The organism is Corallococcus terminator (assembly GCF_049194865.1).
GTDB lineage: Bacteria > Myxococcota > Myxococcia > Myxococcales > Myxococcaceae > Myxococcus > Myxococcus terminator_A.
Map to the genome: position 1 here is coordinate 135780 of NZ_JBLZWL010000003.1, position 12791 is coordinate 148570.

Consider the following 12791-nt stretch of genomic DNA (forward strand, 5'->3'; position numbering starts at 1 on the left):
CGAACAGGAGGTCGCTCAGGGAACCGCGCGCTCGACGATGACTTCTTTCGGCTTGTTGTTTCCCGGGTCGGCACACGCGGCGAAGAGCTGGCCCAGGCACGCGTTGGCGTAGAGGACGCGGCAGCCCCGGAGGAGGGTTGTCTCATTGGCGGAGGCTGTATTGACGTCCTCCAGGGAGAGCTCAAGGACCGTCTTGTCGGCCAGCACGCCGGACATGCACTTGAAGGGGTCTTCGCCGCTGGCGCACGCGTCAACGGTCTCCTTCAGCTCCTTCGCTTCGGCCGAGGCTTTCGCCGAGTCGGAGTGGAGCGCGGCGGCTCGTCCCTTCCAATCCTCCCGGAGCCCGAGCACGCTGTAGTTCACGGCGCAGACCTGCACGGGCTTGTCGCAGCCCCGGGCGGGTGTGAGGGCAGCGCAGCCCTCCCGCGGCGCGAGGTCTTCTCCGAGGAGTCCCAGGTTGAAGAGCGCCGCGTGCCGCGCCTTGTTGTCCTTCCCCGCCAGAAGGACGGCATCCTCCAGCACGCGCCGGGCCTCTGCCTTCCTGCCCTGCCGAAGGAAGCAGAGTCCCAGGTCGGAGGCGAGCCCGCTGTCACTCCCAAGGAGGGCAACGGCCTTCTCGAAGAGGGGACACGCTTGTTTGTAGTCGCGTGCGCGGTAGGCCTTCGTCGCACTGCGCCGGAGCGCGGCGGCCTCCTCGCGGGCGTCTGGAGCGGAAGGAGTACGTGCATCGGGAGCGGCGGTCAGGAGGGCAAGGACCAGAAAGAACATGGCGGAGGCTCAAGACGAAGCAGCGACCGCCCTATTCTCACCGGACTGAGTGCCACCACCGAAATCCCAGTCGGTCCAACCCCTGTCGTTCTGGGTCAGGGCCACGGCGGGGTGGAGCCGCGTCGAAGTCTTCCTCGAGGGCCATCGCGTGGCCAGCCACGTGCGCGGCCTGGAGAAGGGGCGCTTCACCACCTTGCATCGGCATCCGTCCTCACCGAGCATCGGTCCGTGTCTCCACTTCCCTCCGCGTCGTCACGCGGCGCTCACTCCTCGCTGGCGGGTCGGCGGTGAGCTCGGACGCCAATCCCCCACAGCACCGCGTCCTGGCTGACGTCTTCGTGCGCACGCGAGCCCAGGAGGCCGCGCTCGTCCTCGGAGCGGCGCTCTGTACCGCGTTGTTCGCGCAGGTCGCCATCACGGTGCCGGGCTCACCCGTGCCCGTCACGGGACAGACGTTCGCGGTCGTCCTCACGGCCGCCGCGCTCGGGCCTCGGCGAGGCGTGGCCGGGCAGCTCGTCTATCTCCTGCTGGGGGCGGTGGGGCTGCCCTTCTTCGCGAAGGCGGCCAGTGGCTGGGGGGCCTTGGTCGGACCGACCGGCGGCTATCTGGTGGGCTTCCTCCCCGCGGCCTTCCTGGTGGGCCTCGCGGCGCGCCACGCCTACGACAGGCGCCCGAGGACGGCGGTGCCCCTCTTCCTGGCGGGACAGCTCGTCATCCTGGGCATCGGCGTGTGCTGGCTCAGCGTGGCGGCGTCCCTCGACTTCGCCACGGCCTTTCACAAGGGCTTCGTACCGTTCATCCCCGGGGGGCTGCTCAAGGCCGTCCTCGCCGGTGTCATCACGTCCTTCGTCTGGCGACTCGTCCGGGCTCGCGCGGCCTGACCTCCGGGGGCCTTCAGTTGCAGCGCAGCAGGTTCCACTCGTTGGTATTGGAAGGGGATCCCGGGCCCATCAACTCGTTGATGACAAACGCCGCGTCTTCCAAGGTCGAAGCGAAGACTTCGCCGATGTTGGGGTCGAAGATGTAGAAGTAGGTCGAGAAGGCGCCACCCGAGCGATAGATTGCCATGGCATGGTCATCGCGTGTCGCGCCATGCTTGGTCGTGACGACATAGGTGGAGCTCTTGTGTATCAGCTCCGAGGCAATCATCTCCGCCACTGCGATGTTCTTGACCGTGACGCTCGCCACACCCTTGGGAGGCACTCTCAGCGTCTCCATCAAGAGCAGTGCGCTCTTCTGGAGATAGATGCCCTTGGCGTCGAGGATGTAAAGGCCGGGTATGATCTTGCTGTTCTCTTTCACGTAATCACACAGATTGTCTCGGTCCTCCATGAACCCGGACTTGGCCACGAGGACGAGTGCCTCCTGCGCGTCGAGCATGTCCCGCGCCTTGCCCAGGCGGGCCAGGTACTTCTGGTGGAGGGCATGCAGCGCGACGGCCTCGTCCTTGAGCAGTTGGAGTCGATTGCCCACGGCCTGCTTGGGGATGTCCCACCCGTCCTTCTCGCTGTCGAGGATGTGCCTCACCCAACGGCTGGCCAGGGCGAGACAGAATCCTTGGCCGACAAGTCCCATTCTCCTCTCAATCTTCTTCTGACTGAACTCCGTCAACGTTCGTGTCATGGCCCTCCCCGGCAAGGTGGCGCCGAGTAGGCAACGACTGTGCCAGTGCGCTCGTCGGAGCGGCCCGCACGAGGGAGAGCCCTGACATGCCATGGGACGGGCGGCGGCGTGCGTCCAGAAGCAACGGGCCTGCGTCCCGCTGGTACGCGAAGGGGCGCCGTGACGCTGCCGGCGCCCTCCGAGCGGAGACTCAGGCAACGCGGGGGAAGTCCACCTCGGTGCCAGCCACCACGTTGAGGTAGTTGGTGAGCACGTTCTGCGCGACGGCGGCCACCACCTCCACGAGCTCCGCGTCGCTCAGCCCCACCTTTCGAGCCTGCGCGAGCTGCGGGCCCACATCCGCCGCCCGCGTGCGGGCGATGGCGACGGCGAGGTCCAGGATGGCCTGCTCACGGGGGTCCGCCGAGCGGCCGGTGCGGAAGCCCGTCAGCTCATCCGCCTTCACGCCGTGCCCCTTGGCCAGCGCCGTGTGCGCGGAGAGGCAGTAGGTGCAGCGGTTCAGCTCCGCCACGGCGATGGCGATGGCCTCCTGCGTGCGCGGCGACAGCTTCGCGCCGCCCATGGCGTTGAAGTAGCCCGCCACCGCGTCGAGCGCCGCGGGGGAGTGGGCGAAGGTGGAGAACATCTTCGGGACGCCGCCGAACTTCGCCTTCAAGGCGGCGAGCGTGGGCTCGGAGGCGGCGGGCGTATTCGAGGGGCCAACAGGGGCAATGGTGGGCGTCGTCATGGGGTGCTCCTGGAGACAGCGGGTGGTGCGGCGGGTCGATTGGTTTCGACTCGATACTAAATGCGCCGGCCACTCCCGCTTGTCAAGTCAGTATCGACACGATACCTTTGTGTCCATGGCTGGCGACCGCCTCTACGCGCTGCTCGAGCGACTTGGAAACCTGCTCCGGACGGAGGAGCGGGCGGCGGGGCTGCCCCATGGATTGCAGCCGGTGCATCTTCAGGCGCTGCGCTACTTGCAGTCGTGCAACCGCTACAGCAACACGCCCGCGGCGCTGACGGAGTACCTGGGGCTCACCAAGGGCACCGTGTCCCAGACGCTCCTGTTGCTGGAGGAGAAGGGGCTGTTGCGAAAGCAGGCGGATACGGAGGACCGGCGCGTCATTCATCTGCTGTTGACGGAAGGAGGCCGCGCGGTGCTGAAGCAGGCCTTGCCGCCCGAGCTCTTCAAGCGGGCCCTCGCGGGGCTGCCCGGCGATGGCGCGGCGCTCGATGAGTCCCTGACGGAGCTGTTGCGCGCGTTGCAGGCCGCGAATGCGCAGCGCAGCTTCGGCGCCTGCGGTACGTGCAAGCACTTCCAGCGAGAGGGCACGGGGCGCTTCCGCTGCGGCCTGACGCAGGAGCCGCTGTCGCGCGAGGACAGTCAACTGCTGTGCCGGGAGCACGAGGGCATCTCCGCGGGCCACTGACGCCCGGCTCGAACAGTCCACTCGCGTGGGCAATGTCGGTCGCCGAGCGCGCGATAGGAGCACTCCGAGCATTCAGCGAATGCCGCGCGACACGGTCGCGCCGTGGCTCGCGCAACCCCTGGGATTCCTGGCCTTCGTGCCCAAGGCTCGCGCTGAATTCAGGGGGAAATGCGCCAGTTCGCCACGGCTCCGCTCCTCTGGGCAGGAAGCGCGCGCATCACCCCCAGGTCCGCGCGCCGCACGGAGATTCCCCATGAGCTTTGGCATCCGCTTTCGTCCCCCCGGCGCCGTCAACACCCCGAACGCCACCCAGGCACCCACGGCCCCGCCTCCGGCTCCGCCCCCCCCTCCTCCCCTTCCTCCCGTCGACTCCTTCGAGCCGGCGAATCGAATCGGCGCGAAGCTCAATCTGACGGGCCAGACGACGCCTTCGCCCTCCCTGGGCAATGCGGGCATCCTGGGCTCGAGCGTCGCGGAGAACAGCGCCGTGCTGCCTCCCGGAGCCTTCGAGCTCACGACCCCTCCGATGGGCCCGTTCAGCGGCAGCGCCACCTACGAGAAGAAGGATTCCGTCAAGGAGGCGGAAGGCATCACCACCGTGACGATGGAAACCGAAATCGCGGTTTCGGGCGGCGCCAGCATTGAGAACAAGAAGCAGCTCGAGGTCGGAGTCGAGAAGACGTACGGCGTGAAGGCCGAGTACGAGCTGAAGATGCCGACCGCCGAGTACGAGCGGATGAAGAACAATGAAATCCCCCCGCCGGACCCGGCCAGGCCGGAGACGATGCCCGAGGGCACCTCCATCACCCTGAACGACTCGCGGTTCAGTGGCACCACCCTCAGCGGCGCCTTCAGGGGCATCAGCGCCGAGTCGGGCATCACCCAAGGCAAGGGAAACTCGTTCTCCGTCGACAAGACGGGCCCCACCACCATCACGGTGACAGCGGGCCCGACGGAGGCCGTCGAGAGCCGCGGAAGCCTGGGCCTGAGCGTGGGTCCGGCGAGCATCGGAGTGGGCAATACAAAGAGCCTGGAGACCTTCCGGCTCAAGACGGCCGAGTTCGACGTCGGCACGCCGGAGGGCAAGGCCGCTTATGAGCAGTTCCTGAAGGACGGAACGTTCCCCGCCCAGGACGGCCCGGGCGTCGCCAAGTCGGCCACGGTGGAGAAGCTCAATGCCGAGTCCTCCACCAGCCTCGACGTGGGGCTTGGCCCCTTCGAGGCCTCGGTGAACATCAACGACACCCGCTTGGAGTACGTCAAGACGACCTATGCCGACGGCTCCTCCTCCAGGTCCTTCGACGCGAAGCTGCACAACGGCACGCCCGTGCGCATCGAACAGCACTTCAATGCGGACAAGACCGAGGACACATCCAAGACCAAGGTCTCCCTGTTCCTGGAGGGTGCGAAGGGCGAGGTCGAGGAGCAGTTCGCGCGCAACTTCCGCTCGAAGGACAACATGGAGGTGGACCAGTCCGCGTTCGACAAGGAGAACGACGTCCTGTTGACCTTCGATGCCAAGGACTCCATGGCGCTGTCGGAACGCGCCAAGAAGTACCTCGAGAACTGGAAGAGTGAGCACAAGGGCCAACCATGGCTGGGACAGGACGACACCACCTACCGGAACAGGCTCATCGACGCACTCGCCAACGCCAAGACCCCCACCGAGGTGGGCTCCGCCCTGATGGAGGCCTACGGGAATGAAGGACCGATGAGCGAGACCTTCGAGTACCTCGCCAGGACGGATGGCAAGTTCGAGCCGCTGCCAGGCGTCATTGAAGCCAGACACCGCGACGCCTATTCACCCGATTGACCCTCGGGTGGCCGGGCCCCTCCTTCTGGGGGCCCGGTGCCTGGCGCGGAGGTGTTCCTGTTTCCTATTTCAACATATGGGGCAAATCACGGGGCGAGGTGCGTATGTCTGCGTTTGAGGTCGTCGGACGGTTGGCGTGCACACAGACCGCAGGCACGTCACCGCCCATGGACACGAGGGCCAAATAGCTGACCCTTCGCTGACAGCACGTAAGCGAGGCTCTTGTGAATCAGCGGGAACGTCATGGGGATAGGGCAGTGGTCCGGATTGTACGCCACGACGACGTAGCGCATCCCGGTGGAGTCCGGTTGGTAGATGGTCACTCCGATGGCCTGCGGGGTGTACTGGCAAAAGGCACCGCCCTCGACGACTGGCCAGAGAAGACGTATCGCGTCCTCCTGGATTCGGCCGAGGGCTTCCACCTCGGCCACTGTCAGAGTCACTTCGGCCTGCGCGCCTTCGGCGTTGCTCATGGGCACCAGCTCCGGCTCAACGGGAGGAAGGCCCTTCGTTGAGGCACAGCCTCCCAGTGCCACTCCCAACATCAGCAACCGTCGCATGTGCGTCTCCAACGCTCGAATGGTGCCAACATCAAACCCCTGGGCGAGTGCGCCGGCTCCAGAACATGGGCCGGCCCTTCCCCAGAGCAGGAGGCGCTGTGTCAGCACCATGTGTCAGGGAAGTGCCTGTCCATCCAGCCCTTGAACTGCTCCATCGAGTCGACGGGCTGCTGCGCTCCTGAAGCCGGGTCGTAGAGCGACAAGGACCGTCCTGTCTCGAGCCTGCGTCCGAGAACCTTCAGTCTGCCCAGCAACCAAGACATGGGGGTCGCGGCGTTGTAGCCGTATGTGACATCAAACTCGGCGAAGAGGTCCCGGTCGACATAGCCCGTCTCATCCAGGGCCCGGTCCCGCTCGGCCAGGGTGCGATGTCCACTCATCCCGCGTCCTCCACGAAGCCGTTCAGTCCGCCGCGGCGAAATGCGCCATCTGGTCCGCGTGCTCCTTCTGAAACGCTGGACGCCCCGTGGCGCGGATGACGCCACGAGGGCAGCCCTCAGACAACGCCTGCCGCACCACCGCCGCGGGCCCCACACGGTCTACACAGTCTTCACCAGCGCCCGACCCGCCGCCCGCCCCGAGAAGATGCACCCGCCGAGGAACGTGCCCTCCAGCGCCCGGTACCCGTGCACCCCTCCTCCACCGAACCCCGCCACCTCGCCAGCCGCATAGAGGCCGGGAATCACCTGTCCCTCCGCCCCGAACACCCGGCCCGACAGGTCCGTCTCGAACCCTCCCAGCGTCTTGCGCGTCAGCACGTTCAGCTTCACGCCGATGAGCGGCCCCGCCTTCGGGTCCAGGATGCGGTGCAGCTTCGCCGTGCGCACCAGTTGGTCCCCACGGTATCCCCGCGCCTGTCGAATCGCGGCGATCTGCAAGTCCTTCCCGAACGGGTTGTCCAACTGCCTGTCCCGCGCGAGCACCTCCCGCTCCACCGTCGCGAAGTCGAGCACCGGCTTCTCCGTCTTCGCGTTCATCCCCTCCACCAACGTCCGCAAGTCATTCGCCACGACGAAGTCCGCGCCGTGTTCCTTGAACGCCTCCACCGGCCCCATCGCCTTCTTCCCCACCGCCCGGTTGAGCACGCCCTTCCAATCCTTGCCCGTCAAATCAGGGTTCTGCTCGGAGCCCGAGAGCGCGAACTCCTTCTTCAAAATCCACTGGTTCAACACGAACCACGAATACTCGTACCCCGTCTTCAGGATGTGCTCGAGCGTCCCCAGCGTGTCGAAGCCCGGATACAGCGGCGGCGGCAAGCGCTTGCCCGTCGCGTCCAACCACAGCGAGCTGGGCCCCGGAAGAATCCGGATGCCGTGCCGAGGCCAGATGGGGTTCCAGTTCCGCAACCCCTCCGTGTAATGCCACATGCGGTCGCGGTTGATGAGCCGTCCACCCGCCGCCTCCGTAATCGCAATCATCCGACCATCCACATGCGCCGGCACGCCCTGCACCATGAATTTCGGCGCGGGCCCCATGCGCTCGGGCCAGCTCTTGCGCACCAGCTCGTGGTTGCCGCCAATGCCTCCCGACGTCACGACAACCGCCGAGCCTCGCAGCTCGAAGTCCCCCGCCGTCTCCCGTGAGCTGCTGACCCCGCGCTCCACGTCCGAGGGCACCAGCTTCGTCCCCCGCACCCCCACCACCGCTCCACCTTCGACGAGCAGCTCGTCCACCTGGTGCCGGAACAGGAACGTCAGCGTCCCCTTCTCCCGCGCCGCCTGTGCCCGCCGGATGAAGGGCGCCAGCACCCCCGGCCCCGTCCCCCACGTCACGTGGAAGCGCGGCACGGAGTTGCCATGCCCCACCGCGCCGTAGCCTCCGCGCTCGGCCCAGCCCACCACCGGGAACCAGCGCATGCCCTGCTCATGGAGCCACGGGCGCATCTCGGTCGCCGCGAAGTCGACGAAGGCCTCCGCCCACTTCCGGGGCCAGAGGTCCTCCTCGCGGTCGAACCCCGCGGTGCCCATCCAGTCCTCGAGCGCGAGCGCATGCGAGTCCTTGATACCCATGCGCCGCTGCTCCGGCGAGTCCACCAGGAACAACCCACCGAAGGACCAGAACGCCTGTCCTCCCAGATTCTGCTCACCCTCCTGGTCCACCACCGTGACGCGCTTGCCCGCGTCCGCGAGCTCCGTCGCCGCGACGAGCCCCGCGAGCCCACCACCCACGACGATGACATCCGCCTGCTGTCCCATCTGGAGCCTCCCAGGTCCCAAACCAACGGAGGCCGGATGATAGCCTCAGTCGTCGACCTGGACCCGAACCCTCGACGCCTCGGTGAACTGACGCACCACGCAGTCCCCCGCGCTCCCGTCCTCCCAGGCCAGCATCGCGAACTCCGCCGGGGCATCCAGCGCGATGATGGGGTGGTGCCACACGCCCCGGTGGTAGTTGACGCCCTCCCCCGGCCAACAGACGAAGGCCTCCAGCTTCTCCACGTCCGGGCCTCCCTCGGGCAGGCTCGGCGCGACGCACACCAGGTACCGCTCGCAGCGCATGGGCAGGAACGCCTGACTCGAATGCGGATGGTGCTCCAGCAGCTTCACCGTGAAGGGCAGCCCCTGGGGCACCGAGCGGAACACCGCCAGGTTCGGCTTCGCCGAGTCCCGCCCGTTCTCCAGCCGCGCCGACCAGTCGAACCGCACCGCCGTGCCCTGATTCGCCAGCGCCCCCGGCGCGAGCCCCGCGGAGACCACATCACCGAACGGTGCGAAGCCCTCCGGCGACAACCGCCGCGCGACGATGACTCGGGGCTCGTGCTCACTCATGCCTGAAGCATAGCCCTGGAGGATGACACGCCCAAGGCAGCCCGCACGGCGCGCGGTGCCATGGGACGGTCATGGTCAACCCCTCCCCACCCGACGCCCCGAGTGGTTTCCACGTCAAAGGGCACTTCATCATTCGTTTACATCGCCATGGCATCTTGCTCGGACTCTGAGCCGTCATTCCGAGGGCTCCCACACACCCCATGCGAATCCTCGTCGCCGCACTCGTCCTCCTGAGCGCACCGGTCCTCGCTCAACCCCAGGCCCCCACCAGCTTCTTCCGTCAGCTCCTGGAGACGCGCTACTTCAACGCGGGCCGTCCCGTGGGCGTGAATGTCACCCCGGACGAACAGACGCTCTTCTTCCTGCGCAACTCCGCCACCTCCAACACGCTCTCCCTCCACACCTTCGACGTGGCCACCGGCCAGACGCGGGAGCTGCTCACGCCCGAGAGCCTCCTCCAAGGCGCCGAGGAGACCCTCACCCCCGAGGAGAAGGCGCGCCGCGAGCGCATGAGGATGACCGCGCGCGGGTTCACCTCCTACGCCCTGGCCGAGGATGGCGAGAAGCTCCTCATGGGCCTGTCCGGCAAGCTGTACGTCGTCGCGCGAACCACTGGGAAGGTGACCGAGCTGAAGACGGGCCCCGGCGTCATCGACCCGCGCTTCTCCTCGGACGGCGCGCAGGTGGCCTACGTCCGCGAGCATGACGTGTATCGCCTGGACCTGGCCACGAACACCGAGCGCCGAGTCACCCAAGGCGGCACGGAGGAGAAGACCCACGGACTGGCGGAGTTCGTCGCCCAGGAGGAGATGTATCGCTTCGCCGGCTACTGGTGGAGCCCCGACGGCAAGACCCTGGCCTACACGGAGTCCGACACGAGCGGCGTGGAGAAGCTCTCCCTCGCGGACACCCGCAACCCCGAGCAGGGCGCGCAGCAGCTCTCCTACCCTCGCGCGGGGAAGGCCAACGCCAAGGTGCGGCTGGGCCTCATCCCCGTCACCGGCGGGAAGACGACGTGGGTGAGCTGGGACGCGGAGAAGTATCCCTATCTCGCCACCGTGCGCTGGCCCGCGAAGGGCCCGCTGACACTCCTCGTCCAGAACCGCGCCCAGACGGAGGAGCTGCTGCTCGCCGTGGACGCGAAGACGGGGCGCACGCGGACCCTGCACGTGGAGCGCGACGAGGCCTGGCTCACGCTGGACCAGACCTTCCCGTGGTGGCTCGAGGACGGCAGCGGCTTTCTCTGGAGCACCGAGCGCAACGGCGCGCCGGAGCTGGAGCTGCGCGATGCCACGGGCAAGCTGGTGCGCTCGCTCGTCCCGCCCGGCGCGGGCTTCGAGCTGCTGGCGGGCTACGTGGAGAAGGAAGGCACCGTCTACTTCCTGGGCGGCACGAACTCCACGGAGCGCTACCTGTGGCGCGTGAAGCCGGGTGACAAGCCCACCCGCGTCACCACCGGAGGCCCGGCGCTGGAGTCGGCCCGCGTCTCGAAGCAGGGCGGCCTGCTCGTGCTGACGTCGGAGGGCCCCCAGAGCATGCGAAGCACCGTGGTGCTCAAGGCGGACGGCACACGCGTCGGCGAGCTGCCCTCCGTCGCGAAGGAGCCGCCCTTCCAGCCTCGACTCGAGGTGCGCCACGTGGGCAAGGAGCGCTACCCCACGGCCCTCATCCGCCCGCGCGACGCCAGGCCCGGAGTGAAGCTGCCCGTCATCGTGGAAATCTACGCGGGCCCCGGCACCGCCATGGTCCGCCAGAGCCTGGCGGCGAACCTCACCTCGCAGTGGATGGCGGACCAGGGCTTCCTCGTCGTGAAGCTCGACGGACGCGGCGCCTCGTCCACGGCCGACGCGAAGCTGCGCAAGCCCAAGTACCACTTCGCCAAGACGCTGATGGACGAACAGGTGGCGGCGCTGCGCGCGCTCGCGGCGGAGGTGCCGGAGCTGGACTTGAACCGCGTGGGAATCACGGGCGCCAGCAACGGCGGCTACATGTCAGCGCTCGCGGTGCTCACCCGACCCGATGTCTTCAAGGCCGCGGTGGCGGTGTCGGCGGTGACGGACTGGCGGGACTACGACACGCACCTGACGGAGCGCTTCCTCGGCCTTCCCGACGAGCACCCGGAGGCCTACGCGCAAAGCTCGCTCCTCACGCACGTGAAGGCGGGCCAGCCCATGGGCAAGCTCCTCGTCATCCACGGCACCGCGGACGACAACGTCTTCTTCTTCCACGCCCTCAAGCTGTCGGACGCCCTGTTCCGCGCGGGCCAGCCCCATGACTTCCTGCCACTCAGTGGCATGACCCACATGGTGTCGGACCCGCTGATGGCGGAGCGCGTGGGAGAGACCACCATGCGCTACTTCAAGCAGCACCTGTGACGGGCCAGGGCGGAGGCAACAGCCAGCCTCCGCCCCAGCGGCACCTGGCTTCAGCGCACCGGCGGCGGAAGCACCTTGAGCTGCGGCTTCACGACGTTCAGGTCGCCCACCACCACGATGGTCATCGCCTCGCGCGTGAGCGTCTTCGTGGCCATCTGCCGCACCTGCTCCGGGGTGACGGACATCACCGTCTGCACGTAGTCCCGCAGGTACGAGTCCGGCAGCCCGTGGAGGTCCACGAAGCGCAGCTTGTTGATGATGCCGTTGCGCGACGAGTTCTGGAGCAGGAAGACGCCCGCCAGGTAGTTCTGCACCTCGCGCAGCTCCTCGGCGGAGGGCGGCGTCTTGCGCAGCGTGTCCACCTCCTTGAGCACCTCCTTCAGCGACTCCCCGGTGACGGCCGTCGTCACGTCCGCGTTCTGCACCCAGGACGCATCCCCCACGTGCACGGAGACCTCGCTGTAGGGTGAGTACGAATAGCCCTTCTTCTCGCGGATGTTCGCGGTGATGCGCGAGCTGAAGTAGCCGCCGAGCAGCGTGTTCATCACCTCCTGCTGGACGTAGTCGGGGCTCGCGGGCGGCAGCGCCTTCACCGCGACGCGCACCGTGGACTGCACCGCGCCGGGCCGGTCCAGGTACTGCACCGACTTCGCCACCTGCTGCGTCGGCAGGTTCTGGACTCGCGCGGGGCCCGGCTTCCAACCGGAGAACGCCTCGCGCACCGCCTTCTCCACCGAGGCCGCGTCGAACCGGCCGACGATGTACAAGCGGGAACGGGCCGCGCCGATGTTCGCCTCGTAGTGCGCGCGCACGCTCTCTCGCGTGTAGCCCTTCAGCATCTCCTCCGTCGGGAAGAGGCGACCATAGGGGTGGTCGCCAAAGACGGCCTTCGCCAGCAGCTCGTCGGCGAGCACCTGCGGCTGGCTCCGGAAGATGGCCACGTCGCGCAGCAGGTTCGCCTTCACCCGCTCCACCTCCGCCTGGGGGAAGGCCGGGTTCTGGATGACGTCCGCGATGAGCGCCACCGCCTGGGGCGCCGACTCGGAGAGCACCTCCAGGCCGACGAACGTCTGGTCCGACGTGGTTCCGACGTTGAGCTGTCCGCCCAGGCCGGCGGCGGTCTGCGCCACCTGCTCCGCGGAGCGGGTGGTGGTGCCCTCCACCAGCAGCTTGCCCGTCAGGTCCGCGAGCCAGACCTCGTTGGCCTTCTCGTGGATGTTGCCCGTGTCGATGGCGAGCTGGATGGCGACCTTCGGCATGTCGCCGTAGGGCAGCAGGGAGACCTCCAGGCCGTTGTCGAGCTTGAACTCGGTGCGGACGGGGACCTTGAAGGGCTTGGGCGCCGCGGGAGCCGGAGGGGCCTCCTTGGCGGCGGGAGCGGCGATGGCGGGCGCGTTGAGAAGCCCGAGCACCATCAGCGCGGGAGCGACAAGACGGCTGCGAAGTGAGCGCGTGTTCATGGGTCGCAT

Annotated in this window: 12 protein-coding genes; 4 read left to right on the forward strand and 8 right to left on the reverse strand. The window is 67.6% G+C overall.

Annotated features, from left to right (window positions below):
• Window positions 1-15: 15 nt before the first annotated feature.
• On the reverse strand, window positions 16-768 hold the full coding sequence (locus ACN469_RS04625; RefSeq protein WP_498764519.1) for a tetratricopeptide repeat protein: 753 nt from the start codon (window positions 766-768) through the stop codon (window positions 16-18).
• A 287-nt stretch (window positions 769-1055) separates the two neighbouring features.
• Here ACN469_RS04625 and ACN469_RS04630 point away from each other — a divergent pair, with 287 nt between their 5' ends.
• Window positions 1056-1649 (forward strand): biotin transporter BioY, encoded by a 594-nt coding sequence (locus tag ACN469_RS04630; protein WP_498764521.1) that lies wholly within the window; start codon window positions 1056-1058, stop codon window positions 1647-1649.
• A gap of 13 nt (window positions 1650-1662) precedes the next feature.
• Here the strand turns inward: ACN469_RS04630 and ACN469_RS04635 are convergent, their stop codons facing one another.
• Complete coding sequence (locus tag ACN469_RS04635; protein WP_498764523.1) at window positions 1663-2391, reverse strand: hypothetical protein; 729 nt, start codon at window positions 2389-2391, stop codon at window positions 1663-1665.
• A gap of 190 nt (window positions 2392-2581) precedes the next feature.
• Window positions 2582-3118, reverse strand: coding sequence for a carboxymuconolactone decarboxylase family protein (locus ACN469_RS04640; RefSeq protein ID WP_498764525.1), 537 nt, complete (start codon window positions 3116-3118; stop codon window positions 2582-2584).
• A 115-nt stretch (window positions 3119-3233) separates the two neighbouring features.
• Between ACN469_RS04640 and ACN469_RS04645 the strand changes: the two genes are divergently transcribed.
• Window positions 3234-3806, forward strand: coding sequence for a MarR family winged helix-turn-helix transcriptional regulator (locus ACN469_RS04645; RefSeq protein WP_498764527.1), 573 nt, complete (start codon window positions 3234-3236; stop codon window positions 3804-3806).
• Between the two features lie 253 nt (window positions 3807-4059).
• Complete coding sequence (locus ACN469_RS04650; protein WP_498764529.1) at window positions 4060-5619, forward strand: hypothetical protein; 1560 nt, start codon at window positions 4060-4062, stop codon at window positions 5617-5619.
• Between the two features lie 158 nt (window positions 5620-5777).
• Here ACN469_RS04650 and ACN469_RS04655 read toward each other — a convergent pair whose 3' ends face one another.
• From ACN469_RS04655 to ACN469_RS04670, 4 genes are all read right to left on the reverse strand, one after another.
• Window positions 5778-6092, reverse strand: a complete 315-nt coding sequence (locus ACN469_RS04655) for a hypothetical protein (protein WP_498764531.1) — start codon at window positions 6090-6092, stop codon at window positions 5778-5780.
• A gap of 188 nt (window positions 6093-6280) precedes the next feature.
• Window positions 6281-6559, reverse strand: coding sequence for a hypothetical protein (locus tag ACN469_RS04660; protein WP_498764533.1), 279 nt, complete (start codon window positions 6557-6559; stop codon window positions 6281-6283).
• A 159-nt stretch (window positions 6560-6718) separates the two neighbouring features.
• Complete coding sequence (locus tag ACN469_RS04665) at window positions 6719-8374, reverse strand: FAD-binding dehydrogenase (protein ID WP_498764535.1); 1656 nt, start codon at window positions 8372-8374, stop codon at window positions 6719-6721.
• Window positions 8375-8419: 45 nt separating this feature from the next.
• Window positions 8420-8947, reverse strand: a complete 528-nt coding sequence (locus tag ACN469_RS04670) for an ureidoglycolate lyase (protein WP_498764537.1) — start codon at window positions 8945-8947, stop codon at window positions 8420-8422.
• A 200-nt stretch (window positions 8948-9147) separates the two neighbouring features.
• Between ACN469_RS04670 and ACN469_RS04675 the strand changes: the two genes are divergently transcribed.
• Window positions 9148-11322, forward strand: coding sequence for a S9 family peptidase (locus ACN469_RS04675; RefSeq protein ID WP_498764539.1), 2175 nt, complete (start codon window positions 9148-9150; stop codon window positions 11320-11322).
• A gap of 50 nt (window positions 11323-11372) precedes the next feature.
• Here the strand turns inward: ACN469_RS04675 and ACN469_RS04680 are convergent, their stop codons facing one another.
• The gene (locus ACN469_RS04680; protein ID WP_498764541.1) at window positions 11373-12782 is read right to left on the reverse strand and encodes a M16 family metallopeptidase; all 1410 of its coding nucleotides are present in this window, start codon (window positions 12780-12782) and stop codon (window positions 11373-11375) included.
• Window positions 12783-12791 lie beyond the last annotated feature (9 nt).